This is a genomic window from Oligoflexus tunisiensis (genome assembly GCF_001748245.1).
Classification (GTDB): domain Bacteria; phylum Bdellovibrionota_B; class Oligoflexia; order Oligoflexales; family Oligoflexaceae; genus Oligoflexus; species Oligoflexus tunisiensis.
On the sequence record NZ_BDFO01000001.1, the window covers coordinates 3,676,831 to 3,699,785 of the forward strand.

Genomic DNA, 22,955 nt, shown 5'->3' on the forward strand with positions numbered 1-22,955 from the left:
CCTGCTATAATAACTCCAGAGTTAATAGAAGGGGGCCGCATGCCAGATCATCAGGAGCAACGCAAATATATCCGCTTCGATCCCGACAGTGGGGATTTTGTGCAAATCGACAAAAATGCGCAAAGTTCCGAGTTCCATTTCCAGGAAGTCGCTCTTCTGGTCGAGGAGTCGCCGATGGGTGGATTCGGGATAGCCTGTTTGCGGGCGGTGGGCTTGACGAAGGGTTCGGTCTATCGTTTTAAAGTTGGCAAGATGGCTCCGCTGAAAGCCGAAGTCGTTTGGGAACGTGTCCTGGATGACAAGGTTGTGCGGTACGGACTCCGCTTCCTCGAGTAACCATTCTGCCTGTTGGAGGACGGTGGCCCGTCCTCGCATGAAACAGGGTGCAGAGGCTTATTTTTTCTCGCCACTCGCAGCAATCGTCACTTCTTTTTGAGGCTTGCCACTCTGGGTGCCAAGTTTCTCAATCTTCATGACCAAATCCATGCCTTCCTTAACCTGGCCGAAGACGACATGACGACCATCCAGCCATGGGGTGGTAACCGTAGTAATAAAGAACTGGGAGCCGTTCGTATTCGGACCCGCGTTGGCCATGCTGAGATAACCTGGGCCTTCATGCTTCAGAGTGAAGTTTTCGTCAGGGAAGGTACGGCCGTAGATTGATTCCCCGCCCATGCCGTTGCCTTGGGTGATGTCTCCACCTTGCAGCATGAACTGAGGAATGATGCGGTGGAACTTGCTCCCCTTGTAGGTCAAACCTTTGGGGTTCTTAGCAGTCTTCTGACCGATGCAGATTTCCATGAAGTTATCAACAGTCTTAGGCGCGGTATTGCCAAACAAGCCGATTACAATTTTTCCAGCAGGTTTGCCGTCGATGTTGATGTCGAAGAAGCATTTCCGGGTTACTTCTTTTGGATCCTTCTCTTTTTTGGTCGTGGCTTCGACCTTGGCCGGCGCCTTCTTTTCATCAGCCGCCAGAGCCGGCAAAGCCAAAGTCATTCCCAAAGTCAAAGCGAAACAGCGTGAGATAAGCATCGCAAACTCCTCCGATGGCGATAATTCCAAGTCCATCAGGTTAGCATCCCAACTGATTGAAATAAATCTGGTTTATGTGACGCAGTGGGAAAAGAGGCCCCGCCGCGGCCTTCCCGGCCAGGACCTGGGGGATGATCCACGGGAAAGACCACAAAACAAAGGACTTCACCTTGGAGGAACAGGGACTTGCACGGCCCGATGATGTCGAGGGGCAGGGACATTCCTTACCTTCTGGCAGAAACCTCCGGTATAATAAGGGGAACGCTATCTGAGGAGGGTCAATGAGAAAACATGTGCTGTGGCTTCTTGCCTGCGGTCTTGTCACCACAGCGGCGTGGGCCCAGGCGTCTTCCCAGTCTGCGGGCCCGGAAGACTACGGTTACCTCCTGCCATCCGAGCGGAACACCATCGAAGTATTCGAACGCACCTCAGCGCGCGTGGTCAACGTCAGCAACCTGCGCTATGCCCGGGTGGGATTCTTTTCCTTTGACGTCACCGAAGTTCCTGCCGGGACCGGATCCGGCTTCATCTGGGATAACGATGGAACCATCGTGACCAACTTTCATGTGATTCAGGACGCCGATCGCATCACCATCTCCTTTAAGAATGGTAAAAGCCTTCCGGCCAAGGTCGTGGGCTTTGATCAAAGAAAGGATATCGCCGTTCTGAGGGTGAAGCCGGAAGCGACCCGCAGCATGAGCCGGTTTCCCCTGGCCGATTCGAGTCGCATCTTCGTGGGACAAAAAGCGATCGCCATCGGCAGCCCCTTTGGTTTGGATCAGACGCTGACTGAAGGCGTGGTCTCGGCTCTGGGTCGGTCGATTCCTGGCTTTGGTGGCAACACCATCCGCGACATGATTCAGACGGATGCTTCCATCAATCCCGGCAACTCCGGGGGGCCGCTGCTCGACAGTCGCGGCTACCTGCTCGGCATGAACACCATGATCTTCTCAGAAAGTGGCGCCTCGCAAGGCATTGGCTTCGCACTGCCCGCCAACACTATCAATCGCATCGTGACCCAGATCATCAAGAACGGTCGCGTGATTCAACCGAGCCTGGGCTTTGAGCCCTTCGACAGCAGCATCAACCGGCAGCTGAACATTGAAGGCGTCATCATCCGGGTCGTGGCGGATGGGGGAGGCGCGGCGCGCGCAGGACTCCGTGGAACGCATCGGACCCGCAACGGTGATATTATCCTCGGCGATATCATCATTGGCGTTGACGACAAGAAGATTCGTTCCTTCGATGATCTTTTGAATACGCTGGATTCTTATCAGGTGGGTGATACGGTGAAAGTCACTTTCATTCGGGAGGGCAAGCGTCGCAGCCTCCCCGTGCAGCTCGTGGACATGAACGCCCGCTAAACGCTACGTGGGCTCGAAGTTGCCGTTCACGCCTTCGAGTCCCCATGCCTCGCAATCAAACTCATCCATCAGTTCCTTAAGCGCATGCTTCAGACTCGGACGTCGCGGTTTGCGGACCAGTGTCATCTGGCTGTCCTCCGGAGTCCTGTTGCCTTTCTTCGAATTGCAGGCAATGCACGCGCATACCGTGTTTTCCCAGGTATCTGTTCCTCCTTTGGACTTGGGGATGATGTGATCGATGGTGGCGGATTTCTCGTTGAGCTTTTTGTTGCAGTACTGGCAGTGATACTTGTCGCGGCGGAAGACGTTGTGGCGGGAGTAAGTCACGGCGCCGGCGGCGGCGGTAAAGGACTTGATGTACCGTTTGAGTTTGATGATCTGAGGTCGGGAGTAAGCCTTCTTTGCAGAACGAACGAAACTGTCGTAAGCTTTGACAAGTTCCGCCTTCTCAGTCAGCAGCAGAATCATTGCCTTCTGCCAACTGACGACTCGCACCGGTTCATAACCGGAATTCAGGACAAGCGTCTTCATTTGCTTCACCTCTCGCGCGCACACTGAACAGTATCAGGCGATTATGATGCTTATTAACCCAGGATTTTTGGCCATAGGTCCAGCATATCATCAAGAGGCCGCGAAAGTTTAGTCAAAAAGTAGCGTGCCAGAAAAGCTTTGGATGCCTAATTCCGCTTTACCCGGGGCGGAACTTGCGGTAGGGTCGCCTCGCCAGCCTTCAGTCGGAGCTGCTGAAACAGTGCAGCTCATCAGGAACTACGGATTCATCGTCAACCTGAAGGTCAGGCGGTGACTGGGAGGGAGAGGGGAAACCCACTCCCTCTTTATTTTAGGCGACTTCAAAACCTTTTTAGCTCTCGCTATTCGCGGCCTTCGCCATCTCCTCCTTCTCACCCAGGATCTGCTCCTGGAAATACTCGTCATCCATATCGATCTGCGCTTTGATCTGGCCCATGACTGGCCCGTACTTGTTCACAAAGCGTTCAGCCGCATAACGGAAACTTTCGTCGCGCTCGGCATCCTTGATTACGGAATGCGCAATCGCGAGGATGGATTTCATTTCGGCAATTCGCCCGGCATGCAAGAGGGCAGGCGAAAGATTGTCGAATTTCACCAGCTCAGGGCCAATGAGTTTGAGCAGTTTCATCAGATCAGCGGGCTTGTCGGCCGAGAACTTGCTCTTGACCTTGGTCTTCACCAGCTTGAAGAAAATGGAAACCAGGGCGAGGTTAAAGGTCTGGCGCATCTTGAAGTAACGACGCATCAGCCAGTCTTTTTCGGCCAAAGCCATCACGCGGGTTCCGACCGTGATTTCCACGAAATCCTTCGGATTGTTCATGATGTCTTTCACGGTGTCCTTGATCACCATCAAAGATTGAATTTCCGAAGTGCCTTCGTAGATACTCAGGATCAAACTTTCACGCAGCCACCATTCGGCTTTGTATTCGGTGGTGAAACCATAGCCGCCGTGAATCTGCACCGCGTTGCGGGCATAGACGTAGGAACGCTCACCGCCCCACCACTTGACCAGCGGAGTCCATTCACGCACCTTGCGCTTGTAATAATCGAGTTTGGACGTTATCTCCTGGCGTTTGGCTTCGGGCAGGTTATCTTCAGCCAGACGGCGGTCGCCGAGGGCGATCAGAGACGTATAATGCGCCGCGCGATAGCAAAGACTGCGGAAGGCCTTCAGCTCCACTTCCATATCGTAGAGACGCTCAGCGATCATTTCGTGTTTCGCAATGGGCTTGCCCCAGGCTTCCCGCTGATGGGCGTAATCACGCGACAAACGATAGCATGCTTCCATCACGCCGAGAGCCTGGAAGGCGACGCCGAGACGGGCTTCGTTCATCAGGTGCAGCATGTAGTGGAAGCCCTTGCCGTTCTCGCCAATCAGATAGCCCACGCTCTTTTCAAATTTCAGAGCGCAGGTGGCGGAACCGTGCAGACCAGGCTTTTCCTCTATCTTCGCCACTTCATAGTTATTCTGGCCATTCATCTTGCGGGGTACAAGGTAAAGGTTGATCGCCTTCAGGCCTTTGGCACCTTTTTGATTCATGGCCAAAACCAGGCTGATCTCGCCGCAACCGTTACTGATGAATTGCTTGTTACCGTAGATGTGCCAGGTGCCATCACCCTGCTCTTCCGCATAGGTGCGCATGCCGGCCAGGTCGGAGCCCACATCGGGTTCGGTCAGTGACATCGAACCGGATACTTCGCCCGACGCGATCTGGGGAATCCATTCCTCTTTCATTTCCTGACTGCCGAACTGGTCGATCACCGTCGCGATCGAACCATACCAGCAGACATTCAGAGCTGTGGAAGGGCAGGCGCGGTAGATGCATTCAAAGCCGGAAAGTTCCATGGTAAACGGCGCATTCATCCCGCCGAATTCCGAGCGGATGGACATGCCTGGTCCACCCATTTCCTTGAAGATGCGAATATTCTCCTGGACGGTTTTGGGAAAAATCACCTCGCCGTTCTCGAGCTTCAGATCTTCCTTGGCCACTTTCTGGTTATTGTTCTCCAGAGTGGTCCCCGCGAATTCGCCCACGACCTGGCCGATATCGAGCCAATTCTTGCGAAACTCTTCCGCGGTGGACACGCCGATGGCTTCCTTTTCAGCGTCAGACATCCACGCGAACAGTTCGCTCATCCGCTTGGGACTCATGTGGTAAGCGATGTCGGGATTGTCAGTAAAAAAATTCTGTTTGTTCTTCATGGTACAACCTCAATGTTCTCGTCGCATGACATCATCGTGTGGGCGAATGCTGACACAGTAAACTCTTGCCCTGCAGAAATCAACGAAACTTCCGTACCGCGTTCCGTGATCGAATCCTTGCTGCATCGCAGTCCTGGGCTGGTTGCCGGCGTCGGTCTGCGTACACACGTTCTGCCTACCGCGGGTCCCCCTGTCAGGGAATTTTACGCTGACGAAGGCGGATCTGGGTTCCCAGTTATGCTTTCGGTCTAAAATAAAGAGTCTACAGTGTATTCTGAAAAACGGAATACTTGTCCAGGCTTACAGGTACGCTTTCGGCGGCACTCTGCCCCCGGGACTATTAGGTTTGGTCTAGTCAGAATGGCCCGCGGACCGGCGCTTTACTTTTCCGCATGAGGTCCCTAGACTTATTGTGTGCCAGACCCCAGCTGTAGAGGAACCTTATGATCTTGCTCCAACGGACCCTCAAAGTCGGCCTCTCTTTGCTCTTTGCCCTCGGTTTAAGCGCCTGCGGATCAGACAGCAAAGAGGAAGACGCCGCGCCCTGCGCCTCAGCCAATGCCGTCGTCGCCGAAGCCACCTTCGACTCGCTCTGGACCAACGTGTTTTCCGGGCGTTGTGGAACCTGTCATGGGGTGAATGCCACGGGAACCCTGGGTGGCCCTGATCTGCGGACCCAGGAAGCCTTCCATGCGAACCTGGTTGGCAAAACGGTGAACGATTACCCCGACTGGGATCAGGCTCAGATTACTCTGGGTGGTTGCCTGACCACGCCCCTCATCAATGCGGGCAAGTCCTCGGAATCCCTGGTGGTCGCTGTGTTGGATGCCTCGGCGGTTTCGGTGGGCTGTACGGTGAAACCTCACAAGGATCCCCCGCAGAGCATCTGTATTTCCGACGGCAGTCTCGCCAATCTGAAAAAATGGATTGATAACGGCGCCCCTGAATGATCGCCTGAGCTATAGAGGAGTATCATGAAAGGGAAGGCGCGTTGGTGGCAGCTGGTCTTGATCATTCTGGGGGGACTGCTGCTCCTCTTTATCGGCCTGCTTACGACGGCCTGGCTGGTCTTACGGTCCCCGGATGTCCAGCAAAAGATTCTGGCCTCGCTGAAGGAACCTCTTCAGGAGGCCGGCGTGACTCTGGACGCGCAGAGCCTGGCCCTGGATGTCTTCGCGGGCGTGAATCTGCAAAACCTGCAGGTAAAAATCGATCGCCCTCCGACCATTCAGGCGGATTTGACTCTGGCCCGTCTGCGTTTGGGTTATTCCTTCTGGGCTCTCCTTAAGAGACGTCTGGAGATCAGCGAAGTCCTTGTGGAAGGCTTGCGCGGGGACGTTAAGCTCGTTCTGGCGGATGAGGAAAAACCTGAGGAACCCTCCCAGGGTCTGCGTCCTTTGATTGATTTAATCAAAAGCCCACCGGTGCAGCTGGATGGGCCGTCCTTGATCGTGCGGGACAATCAGTTGAACCTGCATCTCACGCAGGGTTCAAAAATCATCAACGCCCAGTTGAAAAAAGCGGACATCGACGCCTCGGTGGCCTTGAAGCCGGAAATGCTGGACCTGGCGGCACAGATCGCCATGGATGTGCAGATTGCGTTTGAGCAGAACGACCCTTCCGTCGGCAGCGTAAAACTCAACACCAGCATCGCCATGGAACCCGAGATTGAACTGGCCGTCCGCGCTCCCGGTGAGGAATTCAACTGGGACTTTGAACTCAAGCAGCTTGATCTTCTGCTGAAGAAAACCAGCCTGCAACGAACCGGCAGCGACGGTTCCCAACTGGATCTGGCCTTTGCGCAGCTGCACGTGACGCCCGAACTCACAGCCAAACGCCAGGGAACCATTCCCGAAGAGCCCCAGGTGGCCGACATCCTGTTTCCCTTGACCAGTGAAGGGCAACTCAAAATCGTCCTGGATCAAGCGAACATCGACCAAAGGCAGGCGGCTCAAAAACTTCTGGCTTCGGCCTCCCTCACCAATGAAAACAGCTGGAAAATAAGCGTTTTGAGCAGCACGCCGGGCAAGGATCAAAGCTGGGATATCACCGAAGACCTGAAGGTCACCCAGCTGAAAGCCACACAAAATGGCAAGACCCTGGCCAGCACCAAGGGCCTGACGTTGACCCTCGAATCCCAGGCGGAACAGGGCGAGGGCAAGGCTGAAATGAATTTGAAAATACAGCCTCTGACCTCGCAGTTCTTGGCCGCGCCTCTGGCCTGGCGCCAGGACCTGAATATCGGTTTCAATCTGGTCAACCACGCGGGACGCCTGACAGGCGAGGGCCACGCGAACGGCGAAAAAATTCTGCAACTCAGCGGCGAAGGCAAGGACCAGAACGGGATGCTTCAATCCAAACTGCAAGTGAAGCTGGAACCGCATCCTTCCCTGAAACCCATTCACGCCGGACTTGCCCAGCTCGACCAGCTCGGCTGGCCCGCCCTGGACCTGTCCATCAACCAGCACCTGCTCCATCCCATGCCGTTGACCGACATCACCAAGGACAACTGGCAACAACTTACCATAACCAACTCATTATCCCTGGACATCCGGCAGCAGCGTTCTTCCGCCAAAAACCTCGTGCGCTTTAAGAAGGCGCGCGTCACGAGTGAACTTAATCTTCCCGCGCGTGAGGACCAGGCCAGTGCCAGTCCCCTGGATTGGACCGTGAAGGTTCATGCCGAGGGCCTGCGGCACAGCGCGTTGCGCAAACCGATCGAAGTTCAGCAGGACCTGACGGTCAAAGCCGAGGTCGGCGATCGCATCAGCGGGCAACTGCAGGGTCGGACCCAAATCGATCAGCATCGGCTCGTGGATATCGATATGGATTGGCAGGACAAGAAAGGGGAACTGACCAGCCGCAGCACGGTGAGAGTCGCCGCCGATCCCTCCTTGCAAAAAATAGTCGAAGCGGCCAAAGCCCTGGATGAACTGGGCGGCGTGCGGGTGTCCAGCCAGCATCAGATCTCCCTCGTGCATGGCTATGACCGTCTGCAGGATATCAAGGGTTTGAATCTGAATCGCATCAAAGCCGACCTGCAGCTCACGCAAAGCCTGGAGCAGACTCCGGTTGGTGCCGCCAAACGTCGCATCAGCTGGGCTGTGCCTTTGCGTCTGGAGAGTCGCATCAAGGTGGAGAAGGGGCGGGGTGAACTCCTGACAAGGCTGACCGAACCCACCATCACCGCCAAGGATCTGGCCCGGGTTCACAACCTGCGAACCCTCATCAAGGCGTCGGTCCAGAATCTGGAGAAGCCTGACAACGGTGAAGTGAAATTGATGGTCGATGCGGACAGCATCGAACTCCTCAAGGAAATCCCGGAGCAGGAGCATATCCAGAAGCTTCTGAAGAAATTCAAGGTGGTGTTTCACGGCAATCTGCAAAACAAGGATCTTTTTACCATCAAGACCCTTTTTGTGGGCCTGCATGATGCCCTGTTCCAATTCAAAGGGCGCGGCGAGTTCCGTCTGAACAGCCAGGGTTATTTCAATGCCACGATGGATTCGCAAATCGGCAGTGTCACCGATGCTCCGGTCCAGGGGACGGGACGCCTGCAGGTTCCAATCAAACTGGTTCTCTTCGACAAAACCCGAATTTCCCTGGATGCTGAGCCGCGCTTTCAAAACTTCTCGGTTCAGTATGGAGACATCGCCATCAAGAACGTCAATGGTGGGGTCTACATTCATGAGGAGCTGCAGCTTCAGGATGGGCAGATTGGTTTTCTTTATCTGAATACCATGAATCCCTTTGCTCGTGTGGATTATGAGAGTCTTGAACCCTATGTCAGCGAACGACCCCAGCTGACCATTGCGCAGATCCGTTTCAAGCATATCGTCGCCGGACCCTTCATTCAGAACTTTGAAGTGCAGCAGAACCTGATCATGCTCAATGAACTCAGAATCGACCTGCTTCAGGGCAGTGCCCTGGGCCGCTATTACCTCGACCTGCATCCCGATCGCTTGCAGCTTGGTTTTCTGGGCCGCTTCTCGGGCATTCAGGCGGAACTGCTGAGGGAACCCAGCCAGCGCCTGCCGCCCAAGGACTGGGCGCCTTTGAGTGGTCGCATGGCGGTGAATTTTGATATCCGCAAACGTCTGGCCACCGGGCGCCTTGATTTAACGGAAATCGGCCAACAGCAGCTCCGATCTCTGCTCGACGTGCTGGACCCGGAGTATAAGGATGAACAGATGGTCATGGCCCGCCGGGCCCTGCGCGTGTCCTATCCGCAAGGTGTGGCCATCAGCATGGAACAGGGTTTGATGGATATGAACATCAACCTGGGTGGCGTGATCAGCAAGGATATTTTTCTAAGGTCCATACCCCTGACGGGTCTGATCAATGCCAAGGCTGGGGAAGCCTTGCAAAAAATCGAAAAACTTCTGCAAGAGGGAGGTCCGTAATGCGTCGCCTGTTGATGATTTCGGTTTGGAGTGGCCTGCTGGGTACCGGGTGTCTGCCGGATGTTTATCTGATCGATCGACAGACCGTGCTGGAGCTGGAAGCCAGCGGCGAATGGGAGGAGCTGGACCAGGCTTATCACAAGCAGGCCTTGAACCCCGGACCCCAGCCCTTGGAGTCCACCAGCAGCCCGGTTGAACAACGGCAGATCTTCAGCATGACCCATAGTGATCATGAGAAAAAGCCTGAGCCCAAAGCGAAATGAGGAAACCCATGCGGATGCGACAAGGAATGTTGCTGGCCTCGCTGCTGAGTCTGCCTTTTCAGGCTCTGGCTGCGGATAAATCCCAAAAACTGGCCCAGCTCGAGAAAATCACCGTCGGCCCTTATGATAATTTTCAGTCCGCGGTCTCCGATGATGAGTCGGTGATTTATTTCACGCGGAGTCAGAATCTTTCCTCGCAGATCATGCGCTATGATATGAAGTCCGGTAAAATCCGCGCCATGACCACAGCGGACACGGATGCGAAGACGCCGGCGCTGAGTCCCAACGGCAAGGAACTGGCATTCACCTATTTCCGGCGCGATGCCAAGGGCGATATCTGTATGCTGGACGGCGAGGATATCCTCTGCGTCACCGGCCCCGGGGCCCCGGAGCATTCGCCGTTCTGGGTGGATAACGAAACGCTGGCCTTTGTTCGCAGCAACGATACCGGCACCCAGGCGAAGCTGATTTTCCTGACGGTGAAAACCAAAAAAACCGAATCAGTACTGGAAGGGCCGATTTACAATCCAAGTCTCGCCAAGGATGGGCGGACCCTGGTTTACAAGGGCAAGGGGAACGACCTTATCCTTTACGATATCAAGACCCGCAAACCTATACGCACCCTGAGCCTGCAACTCGCCGGGGCCACCGGGCCGGCCCGATTTTCGGTGAATGGGCAATTCATTTACTTTGCGCAGTACATGGTCGACAGCAACCGCGATCTGCGTCTGGACGGACGGGACGCCGCCGCCATCTTCCGTATCCCGGTCGATGGTTCCACCAAGGATCCTGAGCAGTTGACCTCGCTCAATCAGAACTGCTCCTATCCATTTCCGGCAGCCACAGTTCTGTATATGACCTGCGCGTTCGAAGGAGCCCTGGATGTTTATCGAACGGCGCTGACCGGTATCGTCCCGACCGATTGGAACGCGGACGACCTTTGGGAAGCGCATCGGGCGGCCCGTTCCTATTCCGATCGCATTCTGCTCCTCAATCATCTGCACTCGCGCTTTCGCGTGATTCCGGATCGCGAGATGATGGAACGCACGATGAGCAACTTCATTCTCTGGGAAGAATGGATGCCCGCGACGTTCTATGCCGGCAGACTGAGCCAGGGCACTGATGATTACAAGGTCCAGAAGATTCTACTGGAAACCTATGCGAACTGGGAGATCCTTCCCCGGAAGGAAAACCTTGGAGCCTTTGCGCAGATGATCGATCGGCAGAGGACCCAGCTGCAAAGCCTTCCCGCAACGGCTCTGCAGAAGGTTGCGTTGGGTTACATGGACCTCTTTGCCAACCGTTCCAAGGATGCCCAGGCCCGGGCCCAGGCGATCCATTCCGATGATGGCCTGACCCTTTACTGGCTGACGCAACTGATCAAGCTCACCGCAGGCAAAAATGATGCCGTGTATCGCGCCGCCCTGGAACAGCGTTTGCTCAACCGCGATCTTACGATGGAAACGCGGCTCTATTATCTGTCACGCTGGTTCGAACTTCTGAAACCAGGCACGGATCCCACGCCTGCGATCGACGCCCTGAAAGCCAAGGTGGATCAGAATGCAGTGATTCAGGATCTTCTGGAGCATGAAAAGCAGCTCTACCGTGTGGCGACCGCGACCACCAAGGAAGCCTCACGCACGGAAATGCGGGCCATCGTCGAACGCATCAAGCGCCTGAAGGATGACTACTATGGAATGCGTCTGCTCTTCAATCGCGGCATGATCGTTCTTTATCAGGCGAAGAAAAGCCGGGACCTGGCCACGATCATGAGTCTATGGTTGACCTATGTGAAGCGCGACAGCAAGGAATTTCCCTTCGCTATCGAAGCCTTACGGCAAAACAGCCTCGACCTCGCGTACAGCTTTTATCATAGCGACAAGCCCCAGGAGAAGCCGCTGGCGAGCGGCGCCTTCATGGACAGCATCCGCACCAGCGATGACCTGGAATCCCATTATCAGTATGCGCTCATGCATTTTGGAACCTGGAACGAGCTGGAGTCGGCTTACAACAGCATGCAGAAGGACGGCCTGATCCGGGCGGAAAGCCGGGTCTTTGTCGAACTCCTGCGCCGCATCCTCATGAATCCGGACAAGGTTGACGAGGGCGACCTGGAAGAGGCGGCCGAAGCTCTGAATCAAATGAGCGACGATCATGTGGGAGTGGGCGCGCGTTACCTCTTCCAGGGTTATATCTACCATCGCCTCATGCTGGCCACGGAAAAGGATTTCACCTTTGATCGCGACCTTTCCGACAAGGCGCATCGCTCCTATCTCTTTGCCATTGATGCCGGCTGGAACAACGATCGCATCAAGAGCGCGGCCTATCAGAACCTGGGGCTTCTGCACGGCGCGATTCGCAACCATTCCCTGGCCGCCGAGTTTTTCCTGCGCCGCCACGAGATGAATTATCCATCCGTGGAAATGAAGCAGGCTGTGCTGTGGCTCCAGGCCAAGGCCCTCTACCGAAGTTACCGTTTCCAGGAAGCCTGGCAATCCATCGAGGAGGCATTAAAAACGCAGCCGAAAAATTTGGTGCCCTTCCAGGAAAAGGCCGCTTTTTATGCCTGGAATGCCCAAAAGTATGACGAGGCCGCCGCCCATTATGCCAAAGTCATGGCCGCCTTGGGTGACAAGGCCAAGGCCAGCCTCTGGTTGAGCCAGGGTTATGTCCTCGGAAAACTGAAGCGCTGGAATGAGGCCGAGCAGTCCCTGCGCAAAGCCGTGAGCCTTGCCAAACAGGAAAAGCCAGCCCAGGGTGAAGGCGTAAACCTGGTCTATCAACCCACCAAGGTTCAGTTCGTGGCACTGGGTTTGCTGGCCCGCCTCCAACTTCCCATAACCAAAAAGATTGCAGCCATTCAGGAACGTCTGGCGATGTTTCCGGGCGTGATGGAACAGGCGAAGGCATTCCATTTCCAGGATGAAACCCTGAGTGCTCAGCGCATCAAGGAAACTCAGGATCTGGCGCGCTGGCAGCTGGAGGCAGGGCAGAAGAATGAAGGACTGGCGACTTTGGATCAGGCGCTGCGCCTAACCCAGGAGCATGGCACGAGCTTTGGGTATCTGGCTCATACGGTTTTTGTGAGCTTGAAAAACCTCATGATCCTCGTCCGTAGCCATAAGATGGAGCCGAGTCCGTCCATGCTGGCGACTCTGGATAAGACACTGGAAGGCGCACAGAAGGAATATGCGGAAGTCGACGATCCAGCCGCTGAAGTGCGGGCTCGTTGGACCGAAGTTCAATTGATCGCGTTGGCCTTCCGCCTGCGGCAGGATCCCAGCCGTCAGAAGAATTTCGTCGACGGCAGTCAAAGCATCCTGGCTCAGGAAAGCGTGCAGCTCCTGGAAAAGGAAAAGCCGGCGATTTACGCCGGCCTGCAAGGCTATCGCGATGCTCTGGCGCAATCACTGCGCTGAGCTGCGGCCGGCCTTATCTTTCTGATCCTGTTCCTCCCGGGATGCTTCCTCCTGCTCGGCAGCATCCTGGCTATTGAACTCAGGCGCTACAATGAGAAGGCCAGGATTGATCAGCATCTGAATGCTCCATGGGTTCACAGCGCTTCCCGATGGGTTGGGCGGCGGAATAAAGGGATTGCCACCAACGCCGGTATGTTGTCCATCGCTGCCAAAAGATGCCGATGCAAACAGCAGCAAGCCTATCGTTGCAAGTGTTCTTTTCATAAAGTTGTGCCTTTCTGAAGGAAGCTTGAAATATAGCTCAGCATCACCACCTGGGGCCCTCGGTAACGATTGAAGATCTGGCGAAGATCCTCTTCGAATTCCATAATACGCTTATGCAATTCCGCAACACCCTGGGTGTCAAGGCCATCAGTATGCAACTGCGCGCACACAGCTGGATCCCCGAGTTGGGTCATATCAAAGAGATCGACAGTATGTTTGATTTGTTCGAGAATCAAGCGTGGATCCAGCACTGAAAAATTTTCGTAACGGCAGCGAAGGATTCCATCCTGCTCATACACCGCCTCGATCTCCAGGAGGCGCTTGAGTTTGACCAGGCCGTATTCACCAAACTTCCGACCCACGATATCCATGGTGGTGCCACCGGAACTGGCCAGCGTAATAATGGCAAAACTGATGCGATCACGAAGCTCTTCGTTGAAGTCGCCGCTGGTAATGCTCACATCATAGCTGTGAACCATCTTGCCAACCCAGGCGCCGATGTCGCTGAAGTGCCGGTTGAGAAAGCTCATGGCGGCTTCATTGGCCGCAATAACATTCAAGAGGGCGAGCACCGTTTCCAGCGTCGGTACATTCTCCTGCTGATAGACGCGACGCAAGGTCGGGTAAGGCACTCCAGACTGTCTCGACAGAAGAGACAGGTTTCGGGTCGGCCGGTCTTTAAGCCATGCGTCAATGAGTTCTTTTAAATCTGCCAGCATAAACTCCCCACGCCTTGGAATCAGAGTGCATTGTGTTTATTGGTCTTCCAGGGGGCACCATAATACAAAGCTCTGGACAGTGCTAGTGCGGAGCATTGCTCAAAGTGAGGAAAACTAAAGGATTGATGAGTTCGCCTTATTCAAACCGAGGCGGGTAAAGCCGTTCAGACGCATCGAATCCGCTATAAACTCACCATAACCAGATGTTTGAAAATAAAACTAAGGCGCATGCAGAAAACCATAGCGCAAGCGGGGTTCAGAGGATTGCTGGGTTTTAAATAGAAAAAAGCCCCTTACGGGGCTTATGACTTCAAGATTAAGGAGCAGGGATTTCCTGCTGATCCTCGATCGGTATCTGTTTTCGACTCTTGATCACGGTACCAGGTTTCAGATCATCCCCTTCAAAGGAGACTTCCGTATAGCCTGAAGCCTCTTCTGCAGCCGGCACACCAGCTGCACGACCGCGACGGGCGGCGACAGACTTCTGGGATGGAGCCAGGTTGAAGGTAATATTCTCAACCACAAGCACCTGCTGATTCTTGATGATGCGAGGCTGACCCGAGATGTTGATGGTTCCGTTATGCTGCATCAGAGCCGCGGCATAGGTGGCTCCATTGATGATAGCCTTGATGGGTTTGCCCATCGCATCCATACCCATGAGGGCACAACGTCTGGTGCAGTTGGCCAGGTTCGCCTTTGAGAAACTCGCGTTATTGATACTGACAGGATAGGTTTTGCTGGATCCACGTGGACTCGTCTTCAGGATGGGCAGGGGCGTCACGGCCTGACCTGGATTGCCCAGGTTTTGAGTTGGCGGCAACGAGACCGGACGGGCCACAGCCCTTTGGTTATTGGCGGACCCAACCGAGTTCGACAGCATCAATCGTTCCACCTGAACCGCGGTCAACGCCGATGGAACTTCCTCGATAAGCTCGCTGGACGGCGCAGCCCTCTCAGTCTTGGCGAGTCTGGTCCGGGTTGGTGCGGATCTCTCGCGGTTAGCTGGAGCCTTTTCCCTGGATTCGGCCCGCGTCTCAACCTTGGCAGCCGCCCTGGTCGCTCGGGACTCTTCCTTCTTATTTCTGTTTTCGCGGAAAGCCGCAGCGGCCAGCTTCTGCCGGTGTTTCTCAGCCTTCGATTTGGCTGTTTTGGTTTCCTTCGAGGCCGTTTCATGGGATAGGGGAGGGTCCACGCGACGCAGCTTGCCGTTGGGCAAGGGTAAGGTCACGGGTTCCTTTTCATCGGAAGCGACTTTGTTGTCTTCCTGATCAAAATATTTCATCCCGGCGGGAATCACCACGCCGGCGCCCAGTCCTATTAAGAAGACCATGGCGGCCACCAGCCACAGGTTGATTGGTTTTTTGGGAAGATCCATAGGCTGCAAAGAATCGGGTCCCATGTGTACTCCTCTATGTGTACTTTTCCCATGGAACTATTTCGGTCTTTACGGGTGCTCTCTTGAACAACTCTTTATAAGACTGGAAAGTCGAGGGCTTGGCGGGAATAATTACGGCCCGTCAACAGCCCTCGAAAGTCACTTTCATGCAAGTCGCTGATCATTGGTGGGTAATTGTCCATCAGACTCAAGCTTCGGAGCGCAATCCTTCCCGCAGAGTCATAATTTGCCGGAATTGCAAGGCCTGCGAGTGTTCACAGGTGATCTGATCCAGCTCCAAAAACGCGCGCAGAATATCACGCTGTTGGTCATTGAGTTTGAACGTGCGGAAAATCGCTTCCCAGTATTTGGCATGCAGGCGGCGCTGGCCATTCATCACCAGGGCCAGATAGCCTTTGGAAGGAATGCCTGCACTGCGGCAGATAAAGGTGAGGGATACTTTTTTCTGCTTCCCTTTGAAGAGGCAGTAGAGGGTTCGCAGAATTTCGGAAGCGTGATTGGCTTGCAGCAAAACCTGATCGACCTCGGCGCTGAATGGATTGTAGGGAATTCCATAGCTGACGGCTGTCAGGGCGCAGGACTGAAAACTATTGGCCATGGCTGTCGCTCTCCTCTCAAAAGATCGGGACTCGCAGGAGAGGACGCCAAGGGCTTTGAAATATTGCAGATTCAAAATACGCTGGAATATCAACGGGGTGGGGCGCCACCGGGAGCCTAGTTGATCTTCACTTCATAATAGAAGCGAACAAAATGCGTGGAGCGGCGCGGGCTCTCACTGGCAAAAAATGTCGTGGGTTTGTCCTTGATCACTTCGCCTGCGTAGACGCCGATGGTTGGATAATCAAACATGCGGTTTTCCAAATTGTAGCTGATAATTCCGCCCCACCGTGTGGTGCCGCCGTTGGTGGCCCATTGATCGGTGCTGTTGTAAACACCGTCGCGCAGACCGCGGCCTTCCTTCAGGATCGAACGACGATCCAGCTCAAATCCCACGGTGACATTGGGCGTCAAGGCATAAACCGGACGGATCATGCCATCGATAAACTTCCAATTCATTTCACTGTCGGTGTAACCCGGAGCCTCGCCCTGGTGGTCCTGATACAGAACCAGCCAGTACACTCCGTAGCCCTGGACTTTCCAATCACCATTCCAGCCCACAAGAAGTTTCGAAGGTTCCTTCGACTTGTCGTACTTTTGATCATCGAAGTTTTGGAAGGCCGACGACATGGCTCCGTTACCTATGTAACCCTTCGACGTATGCACGACGAGCTGGTTGAAAAGACCGCCACCGGCCAGCTGATCACCCCAGCGCTGGTAAGCCACGCCGAAAACATAAGCTTTGGTCGCCAATTCTCCGGAGCCGCCCTGAATATTCTTGTCCGTTTTGTGCCATTCCAGATTGGTTTTGATGGCGCCGTTGGTGAGAGGATATTCGATCTTATTGATCAGGATATTGTCGATCTCCTGGACGTTGTTCCCGGCATCCGTGAACTCGTTGACTTTGGAACCATAAGCCAGGTCCACATTCAGTGGCCCAAGTCCTTCCACGCGGACCCCGCCGCCCAGTATATTTTTTTCATCGAAGTAGAACGAGCGCGAGAGGAATTCTGGAGGACTGCGGAAAGGACGGTTGCCGTACCAGATGCTCCAGCCGTTGCCGATCTTGAATTCACCATAGGCCACGCGCTCGGCCAGGTAGGTCTTCTTGCTCGGATCCTGATCATCGCGATAGAGGAACTGGCGGTTGCCGTTCACGTCAAAGCCATAATGGAATTTGAAACTGTCGCCATAACCGGCATGCAAAGTCACTTCGGTCAGGGGATAGTCGATCAGACCTTCGTTATTATAAGGACCCAGGTTGAAATTCTGATACTGGTTGCCCGGTCCCATTTCCTTCGAAAAGTCGGATTTATATGTTACGCCCCCTCGGGAATAGATTTCAGGGGTGAAGGACCACTCCTGGGAGAAGGCTTGGGCCGATAGAGCCAGACTGCCAAGCAGCATCAAACGGGAGATCTGTTTCACGATACACTCCTTGTCTTTCGGTAAATCTCTGATCCTCTGTTCACAGCTGTGCTCTGTGGCACAACGGGCTTATATAACTGAACCGCAAGGCATAGCCCACGGACTTTTCATGATTCCTGAATTTGCAGTAGGAAAATCGACAAAACGGAGAGTTTTGGTGAACCATGGCGACAGGTTTGCAAGGCTGTGTGGGCCGGCAAAGTCTGGCCGGGAAGCTTTTGCCGCTTGTGACTAATTAAATGTGGCCGATAAGATCGAGGTAGGAATCTCGTACCCGGAGCTTTTCATGTCCATGACACCACGAGAACAGTTGGCGAGCGCGACGATGATCGCGACGCACGAGATCGTGGTGAATCTGGAAAAGGCCAAGTCGTCCCTGGAGTCGCTGATCAACGGCATGCAGGACCTGACCTGCCTGATTACGACCGATGGTCGCATCATCTGGGGCAATCAGCGGGCGGCCACATGGCTGGGAATTGATCATGACCTGGTCCACCTTTGTGAGATGAAACAACTTTTTAAAGGAGACGACTGGACCCAGTTCCTGAACCGTCTGGAACCTTATCAGAACAGCGGATTGAACGGCCAGCCCAGTGAATTCCAGCTGCCGATTCAACAGGGCCCCAATTCCCGCGAAATTCTTTGGAGTGTACGCCCATTTCAGGCCGTCAGCATACGGCGTGGGACCATCCTGCTTTTGGTCGGACGTGATATCACCGAAGTTCTGCGCGAACGAGCCGAAAAAGCCAAGCTCGAAACCGAGCTGGAAACCGCTCAAATCATGCAGTCCGCTTTCTTTCCGCCGAACCGCATCCAATCCGCCGGTATTGAAATCTGTTCCTTCTATCGTCCCGCCGAACAATGTTCCGGAGACTGGTGGGGACACTTCAATTTCGGTGATGGAGTGGATCTTGTGTGCGTGGGTGACGTCACCGGCCACGGCGCGGCTTCCGCTCTTGTGACAGCCATGACGCAGGCCACCTGCATGGCCTACGCGAATACCGCGCGCATCGGCAAGTCCCAGGACTACCTGCATCCCTCGAAACTTCTGCACCAGATCAATAAGATTGTTTACGATACCTTCAAAGGCAAGTTCTTCATGACCTTCTTCGCCATGCTCTTCGACACCAAAACCGGTGTGGTTCGAGCCTGCAACGCGGGTCACAACTTTCCGTTGCACCTGAAAGGGCAGTACCGCCGCCAGGCTCTCCGCAAGGAAGCTTTGCCGGACAACGTGAAGCCCTTCCGTGGTCCTGAGGCTCTTGCCATTCAGGGCAACCCGATCGGCTTCGATCCGGACACTGTTTATCAGGAAAAGGAAATGCCCTTGTCCGACCTCGATCGCTTCATCCTCTTTACGGACGGCATTATCGAGTGCAAGAACGAGGAAGGGCAGATGTATGGGTCATCCAGTTTCCGCAAATCCATCGGCCGCAGCATGGAGAAAGAGGGCGTCGCCTTCCGTGATTCCATCGTCGATAGCGCCCTGCAACACTTCGGCAAGCAGCCGCTGGCCGATGACCTGACTCTGGTCAGCGTTGATGTCTTCATGGGTAAGAAAAACAAGGCAGGTTAAAGCAGCTCGATCTCGCCGCCGTCGTCATCCATGGCAACTTCACCGTAAACAAAGAGATCCAGGAGTTCGGTCTCGAATATCTCCGCATAGACACTGCAGGTGAAGTGGAAACCTTCGCCGCGAACCCGCCAGAAATCGTAGAGCCGCGACCCACGCACTTCATCCGACGAAATCAATTCATCAAATCCGCTGGTGGCGATGGGCAAACTGATTCCCGCGACGATGCCACAGCTGTGCAGCTGCTGCGTGATCCCGCCGGCCACAAGGTTATTGTATTCCTTGAAAAGGTCATACGACGACTTCAGGATCTGCTCATGCGACCGCTCGGGGGCACCCTTGCGCTGGGTCAAGGCCATCACATCGGTGAGGTTGAAGTGCGACTTGTAGGTAATACGCAAATCCTTGGCCGCGATCTGAATCACGGTCAGGTGGGAACCATAGATGAAGTCGTCGGGGCGCTCATGTTCTTCGATCACCAGATCGCGTCGCGCGGTAATATCCGCAAACCGCTTTCGGGAGAGTTCGCGAATCATGGTATAGAGGTGTTGATGGGCGTCCTTCAGGTAAGCCAATGAATGTCCACCTTGTTTGCTCTGCTCTGCAGTCGCCGACATGAGATCGGGCCCCCCTGTACTGGTTCTTACCTCTATTTAATCACATTTGACAGTTTTCGGCAGTATTCGGTATCATAGACCTAGCATTCCATCACAATTGCTCCGATCTTTGCCGCGAGGTGTATCATCGACTCCGCAGCGCGTACCTTGGAAATACCCGGCTCCGGTATAGTTTCCGAGAATCTGCAAAAGCTTGTACGCTTTGCGTCTCTGGAACGGATGAAGACCGTTGCGCATCGTCAGGACATCATTTCCGAAGAATTGCCTTATGCCGCGGAACGCTTGACGGTTCACGCCCACTGGATGGCCTTCATCCTGCTGGCCGGCGAAGGCGGCAAGATCACCTTCAAGGCTCACTATAGTTCGAGCGATATCCAGGGACTCGTGGCCCGGGCGCTCAACAAGGACGTTGATAAAATCAACGCCGACCTGATCGGTGATTTTATGCGTGAGTACTGCAACCTCACGGCTGGTGTGATCAAAGCCAGGCTCGCGGATGTGGGCATCAACACCGGTCTGAGTATACCTATCGTCACCCGTGGATTCGATGAGATCTGGCGTATGGATCGGGATATCAGCAATGAGATTATTTCGATCGACGCCTGGCACCTCAAGTGGCCTTCGGGTAGCGTAATCTGCACCATGGCAGCACGCGCGGATGTCTGGGCGGCGGCGCAGGATCTCAAGGATCCCACCACCGATAACGGCTCCGAAAGTGATATGGAGTTCCTATGAGCGTGTCCGCCAAGATCGAAGCCATACAGAACCTGCACGCCACGCATAACATCATCTCGACCCTTGAACAGTCGAAATCAAGCATCGAACAGCTGGTCGATGAAATGCCGGACGCGCTTTTCGTTTTCGACATCAAGGGCAATATCCTGAAGGCCAACCTCGAAGGCTGCCGCCTGCTCAAAGCCGAGCCTGAATACTATCTCGGCACCAACCTGGCCAAAGTTTTCGATGTGGAATCATCCAATATCCTGTTCAATAAGATACAGCTGGTGGCCCAAAACCCCAAAAGTTTTGAGCGCCCGCATGAATTCGAACTCCAGGCCATTACCGGCAAGGATGAACAGCAACCTTATCACTGGGCGCTGCGTCCTCTGGTGCCTCTGCGCTTCGACAAAATCCCCCTGATCGTCCTCTACGGCCGCAACCTGGTGGATATTCGCAGTTTTGAACGCGAATTATCCCAGATCTACAGCAGCATCCCCATCGGGATCATGAGCGTGGGGATGCGCGGCCAGGTGGAGCCCAACTACAGTCGCTACTGCGAATACCTGCTTCAGCATGCCCGCTATTCAGGTCTGAATAACGGCTTTGCCAAGGTCGGTATCGTCGAACTTCTCTTTGAACCAGCCTTCGCCACCATGAGGCCGGCTGAGATTGAAGCCTGTAAACTGCTGGTGCGCGCCATCGGGGAATCCGAGTACTGGTTTGAATCGGTGAGGACTCAGTTCCCGAACCTTCTGCGTCGTCGCATCGGGGACAGTGAGCTGTGGCTGAAAGTCGATTACCACGCCGTGACCGCTAATGGTATCGTTCAGAAAATCCTTATGATCATTGAAAATCGCACGGATCTGATTCGGGAGCGCGAGGAGCGCAACGTCTGGATCAAGCGCAATGAGTCGGCGGTGCGGCGCATCCTGGAAATTCAAAACGCCGAAAACAGTATTCTGCAAGGAATCTGTCTCGATCTGGAGGCGTTGATCCGTCGCCTGGATCACGCTTTGGAAGTGGATGACTTCAAGGCCTTCAAGACCGGGGTGGACGGGATTAAATTCGCAGCGGATAGCGCGGGTTTTCTCACCCTCAAGGAAATGGTCGAGATTTTGGAAGTGAAGCTGGCGGGTGAACCCGGTCAGGAACTTTTCAAGAATCGGAATGAACTCGCCAAGGAATATTCGCAGATCCGCACCGAGTGTGTGGAGCTCGTGCGCATTTTCTATACGCTGAATACGGATGATGACATCACCCGTGATTTCCAGCACAAACTGGATCCGACCCTTTACAAGGACATTACAGCCACCATCGATCAGGCCATTCAAAGCATTCGGCCGGACTCCCTGGAAGCGGCGCGTGATGTTCTGCATAAATTGCGCAAGCACGTCTTGAAAATCAACTATTTGCGCCTCTCGACCATGGAGCCTTTCCTGGCTGATCTGGCCAAAGTTCAATCGGCCCACGATCGCAAGATGGTGAAGATAACCTTTGAGTGGGATTCGGTGCTGGTTCCGCCTGAACTGGCCCGGCCTCTGCGGGATATCTTTGCTGTGCTGATTGAAAAGTCGATCAGTGGTGGCATTGAAACACCGGCCCGGCGTCGCAAATTGGGCAAGGCGGAATACGGACACATCCGCATCAAGGCTGTGTCGGATGATCAAGGTGTTCAATTTCAACTGTCGGATGATGGACGCGGCATGTCGGCTGGCAAACTGCGTGAAATTATGAAGGAAAAGGGCATCCTGAGCGAAGCCATCCTCCAAAAGATGACGGACGAGCAGGTCTTTCAGCAGGTTTTCGCCTCGTCGCTTCTACATAAAGAGAACCATGAGGCGGGTCCTATCGTGGATTTTACCGGCCTGAAACGGTTCTTTGATGAGCATAAGGCGACCGATATTCGATTAACTTCTCAGCTGGGTCTTGGACTCATGCTCCAGTTTCGTTTAAAATCTGATACAGAGGTTGTCTGACCTCGTACCAACCGTGCTTTCTTGTGGGGATACATTATGGCAAAGATTCTGATTGTCGATGACTCGGAAACCCTCCGTATCCAGCTGCGGGAAGCACTGGAAGGCGCGGGACACAAGGTCATTGAAGGTGTTGATGGTGCTGATGGTCTGCGTCAGGCGGTTGAGAACAAGGACATCAACATGATTATCACCGATTTCAACATGCCGCAGATGGACGGTGTGACAATGGCTTCGAAAGTTCGGGAAATTCCTGAACTGGCCAAAGTTCCCATGCTGATGCTGACGACGGAAGCCACTCCCGATATCAAGGCTGCTGGCAAGGCTGCCGGTATCCTGGCCTGGATTGTGAAGCCTCTGGTTCCATCCAAAGTGCTGCCGGCCATTGAAAAGGTCTTGAGTCGCTAAGACGAGTTCGCCCCCGTGTCCTCAAAGAGAGAATGTGCCCGT

General features: G+C 54.4%; 19 protein-coding genes. 10 read left to right on the forward strand and 9 right to left on the reverse strand.

Features of this window, described 5'->3' with window-relative positions:
• Positions 1-39 precede the first annotated feature (39 nt).
• Positions 40-336 carry a hypothetical protein gene (locus OLTU_RS15360; protein WP_141733648.1) on the forward strand — a complete coding sequence of 99 codons (297 nt, stop codon included), beginning with the start codon at positions 40-42 and terminating at the stop codon, positions 334-336.
• Positions 337-393: 57 nt separating this feature from the next.
• Here the strand turns inward: OLTU_RS15360 and OLTU_RS15365 are convergent, their stop codons facing one another.
• Positions 394-1,035 carry a peptidylprolyl isomerase gene (locus OLTU_RS15365; protein WP_218110058.1) on the reverse strand — a complete coding sequence of 214 codons (642 nt, stop codon included), beginning with the start codon at positions 1,033-1,035 and terminating at the stop codon, positions 394-396.
• Between the two features lie 281 nt (positions 1,036-1,316).
• Between OLTU_RS15365 and OLTU_RS15370 the strand changes: the two genes are divergently transcribed.
• Complete coding sequence (locus OLTU_RS15370) at positions 1,317-2,399, forward strand: S1C family serine protease (protein ID WP_141733649.1); 1,083 nt, start codon at positions 1,317-1,319, stop codon at positions 2,397-2,399.
• 3 nt (positions 2,400-2,402) lie between these two features.
• Here the strand turns inward: OLTU_RS15370 and OLTU_RS15375 are convergent, their stop codons facing one another.
• Together OLTU_RS15375 and OLTU_RS15380 are read right to left on the reverse strand one after the other, a co-directional pair.
• Positions 2,403-2,930 (reverse strand): HNH endonuclease, encoded by a 528-nt coding sequence (locus OLTU_RS15375; RefSeq protein WP_141733650.1) that lies wholly within the window; start codon positions 2,928-2,930, stop codon positions 2,403-2,405.
• 331 nt (positions 2,931-3,261) lie between these two features.
• Entirely contained in the window at positions 3,262-5,133 is a 1,872-nt protein-coding gene (locus OLTU_RS15380) for an acyl-CoA dehydrogenase family protein (protein ID WP_141733651.1), read from the reverse strand.
• Between the two features lie 443 nt (positions 5,134-5,576).
• Here OLTU_RS15380 and OLTU_RS15385 point away from each other — a divergent pair, with 443 nt between their 5' ends.
• From OLTU_RS15385 to OLTU_RS15400, 4 genes are read left to right on the forward strand one after another with little or no spacing between them, the layout of a single operon-like run.
• On the forward strand, positions 5,577-6,083 hold the full coding sequence (locus OLTU_RS15385; protein WP_141733652.1) for a hypothetical protein: 507 nt from the start codon (positions 5,577-5,579) through the stop codon (positions 6,081-6,083).
• 24 nt (positions 6,084-6,107) lie between these two features.
• On the forward strand, positions 6,108-9,536 hold the full coding sequence (locus OLTU_RS15390; RefSeq protein ID WP_141733653.1) for an AsmA family protein: 3,429 nt from the start codon (positions 6,108-6,110) through the stop codon (positions 9,534-9,536).
• On the forward strand, positions 9,536-9,799 hold the full coding sequence (locus tag OLTU_RS15395; protein WP_141733654.1) for a hypothetical protein: 264 nt from the start codon (positions 9,536-9,538) through the stop codon (positions 9,797-9,799). Before OLTU_RS15390 ends, OLTU_RS15395 begins: the two co-directional genes overlap by 1 nt.
• 8 nt (positions 9,800-9,807) lie before the next feature.
• Positions 9,808-13,218: a PD40 domain-containing protein gene (locus OLTU_RS15400; protein ID WP_176736650.1), complete on the forward strand. Its 3,411-nt coding sequence runs from the start codon at positions 9,808-9,810 to the stop codon at positions 13,216-13,218.
• Here OLTU_RS15400 and OLTU_RS15405 read toward each other — a convergent pair.
• From OLTU_RS15405 to OLTU_RS15425, 5 genes are all read right to left on the reverse strand, one after another.
• Entirely contained in the window at positions 13,207-13,455 is a 249-nt protein-coding gene (locus OLTU_RS15405; protein ID WP_218110059.1) for a hypothetical protein, read from the reverse strand. The genes OLTU_RS15400 and OLTU_RS15405 overlap by 12 nt on opposite strands.
• Positions 13,456-13,478: 23 nt before the next feature.
• Positions 13,479-14,201 carry a hypothetical protein gene (locus tag OLTU_RS15410; RefSeq protein WP_141733657.1) on the reverse strand — a complete coding sequence of 241 codons (723 nt, stop codon included), beginning with the start codon at positions 14,199-14,201 and terminating at the stop codon, positions 13,479-13,481.
• A gap of 316 nt (positions 14,202-14,517) precedes the next feature.
• The gene (locus OLTU_RS15415; protein ID WP_141733658.1) at positions 14,518-15,600 is read right to left on the reverse strand and encodes a hypothetical protein; all 1,083 of its coding nucleotides are present in this window, start codon (positions 15,598-15,600) and stop codon (positions 14,518-14,520) included.
• Between the two features lie 184 nt (positions 15,601-15,784).
• Positions 15,785-16,195 carry a hypothetical protein gene (locus OLTU_RS15420; RefSeq protein WP_141733659.1) on the reverse strand — a complete coding sequence of 137 codons (411 nt, stop codon included), beginning with the start codon at positions 16,193-16,195 and terminating at the stop codon, positions 15,785-15,787.
• Between the two features lie 116 nt (positions 16,196-16,311).
• On the reverse strand, positions 16,312-17,622 hold the full coding sequence (locus OLTU_RS15425) for a carbohydrate porin (protein WP_141733660.1): 1,311 nt from the start codon (positions 17,620-17,622) through the stop codon (positions 16,312-16,314).
• Between the two features lie 286 nt (positions 17,623-17,908).
• On the opposite strand from OLTU_RS15425, the gene OLTU_RS15430 reads away from it, so the two are divergent.
• Positions 17,909-19,198 (forward strand): SpoIIE family protein phosphatase, encoded by a 1,290-nt coding sequence (locus OLTU_RS15430; protein WP_141733661.1) that lies wholly within the window; start codon positions 17,909-17,911, stop codon positions 19,196-19,198.
• Here OLTU_RS15430 and OLTU_RS15435 read toward each other — a convergent pair.
• The gene (locus tag OLTU_RS15435) at positions 19,195-19,812 is read right to left on the reverse strand and encodes a hypothetical protein (RefSeq protein WP_141733662.1); all 618 of its coding nucleotides are present in this window, start codon (positions 19,810-19,812) and stop codon (positions 19,195-19,197) included. The two genes, OLTU_RS15430 and OLTU_RS15435, sit on opposite strands and share 4 nt — an antisense overlap.
• Before the next feature lie 219 nt (positions 19,813-20,031).
• Here OLTU_RS15435 and OLTU_RS15440 point away from each other — a divergent pair, with 219 nt between their 5' ends.
• The 3 genes from OLTU_RS15440 to OLTU_RS15450 are packed head-to-tail and all read left to right on the forward strand — an operon-like array spanning position 20,032 to position 22,913.
• Complete coding sequence (locus OLTU_RS15440; RefSeq protein WP_141733663.1) at positions 20,032-20,547, forward strand: chemotaxis protein CheX; 516 nt, start codon at positions 20,032-20,034, stop codon at positions 20,545-20,547.
• Entirely contained in the window at positions 20,544-22,508 is a 1,965-nt protein-coding gene (locus OLTU_RS15445) for a PAS domain-containing protein (RefSeq protein ID WP_141733664.1), read from the forward strand. The genes OLTU_RS15440 and OLTU_RS15445 overlap by 4 nt, the downstream gene beginning before the upstream one ends.
• 36 nt (positions 22,509-22,544) lie before the next feature.
• Positions 22,545-22,913, forward strand: a complete 369-nt coding sequence (locus OLTU_RS15450; protein WP_141733665.1) for a response regulator — start codon at positions 22,545-22,547, stop codon at positions 22,911-22,913.
• Positions 22,914-22,955 lie beyond the last annotated feature (42 nt).

What these genes read in the sequence shown, in the direction of transcription:
- OLTU_RS15380 (WP_141733651.1), bottom strand. Translation starts at nt 5,133, where the DNA reads ATGAAGAACAAACAGAATTTTTTTACTGACAATCCCGACATCGCTTAC.
- OLTU_RS15375 (WP_141733650.1), bottom strand. Translation starts at nt 2,930, where the DNA reads ATGAAGACGCTTGTCCTGAATTCCGGTTATGAACCGGTGCGAGTCGTC.
- OLTU_RS15420 (WP_141733659.1), bottom strand. Translation starts at nt 16,195, where the DNA reads ATGGCCAATAGTTTTCAGTCCTGCGCCCTGACAGCCGTCAGCTATGGA.
- OLTU_RS15390 (WP_141733653.1), top strand. Translation starts at nt 6,108, where the DNA reads ATGAAAGGGAAGGCGCGTTGGTGGCAGCTGGTCTTGATCATTCTGGGG.
- OLTU_RS15430 (WP_141733661.1), top strand. Translation starts at nt 17,909, where the DNA reads ATGTCCATGACACCACGAGAACAGTTGGCGAGCGCGACGATGATCGCG.
- OLTU_RS15410 (WP_141733657.1), bottom strand. Translation starts at nt 14,201, where the DNA reads ATGCTGGCAGATTTAAAAGAACTCATTGACGCATGGCTTAAAGACCGG.
- OLTU_RS15385 (WP_141733652.1), top strand. Translation starts at nt 5,577, where the DNA reads ATGATCTTGCTCCAACGGACCCTCAAAGTCGGCCTCTCTTTGCTCTTT.
- OLTU_RS15360 (WP_141733648.1), top strand. Translation starts at nt 40, where the DNA reads ATGCCAGATCATCAGGAGCAACGCAAATATATCCGCTTCGATCCCGAC.
- OLTU_RS15400 (WP_176736650.1), top strand. Translation starts at nt 9,808, where the DNA reads ATGCGGATGCGACAAGGAATGTTGCTGGCCTCGCTGCTGAGTCTGCCT.
- OLTU_RS15450 (WP_141733665.1), top strand. Translation starts at nt 22,545, where the DNA reads ATGGCAAAGATTCTGATTGTCGATGACTCGGAAACCCTCCGTATCCAG.
- OLTU_RS15370 (WP_141733649.1), top strand. Translation starts at nt 1,317, where the DNA reads ATGAGAAAACATGTGCTGTGGCTTCTTGCCTGCGGTCTTGTCACCACA.
- OLTU_RS15435 (WP_141733662.1), bottom strand. Translation starts at nt 19,812, where the DNA reads ATGTCGGCGACTGCAGAGCAGAGCAAACAAGGTGGACATTCATTGGCT.
- OLTU_RS15445 (WP_141733664.1), top strand. Translation starts at nt 20,544, where the DNA reads ATGAGCGTGTCCGCCAAGATCGAAGCCATACAGAACCTGCACGCCACG.
- OLTU_RS15440 (WP_141733663.1), top strand. Translation starts at nt 20,032, where the DNA reads ATGAAGACCGTTGCGCATCGTCAGGACATCATTTCCGAAGAATTGCCT.
- OLTU_RS15415 (WP_141733658.1), bottom strand. Translation starts at nt 15,600, where the DNA reads ATGGGACCCGATTCTTTGCAGCCTATGGATCTTCCCAAAAAACCAATC.
- OLTU_RS15395 (WP_141733654.1), top strand. Translation starts at nt 9,536, where the DNA reads ATGCGTCGCCTGTTGATGATTTCGGTTTGGAGTGGCCTGCTGGGTACC.
- OLTU_RS15365 (WP_218110058.1), bottom strand. Translation starts at nt 1,035, where the DNA reads ATGCTTATCTCACGCTGTTTCGCTTTGACTTTGGGAATGACTTTGGCT.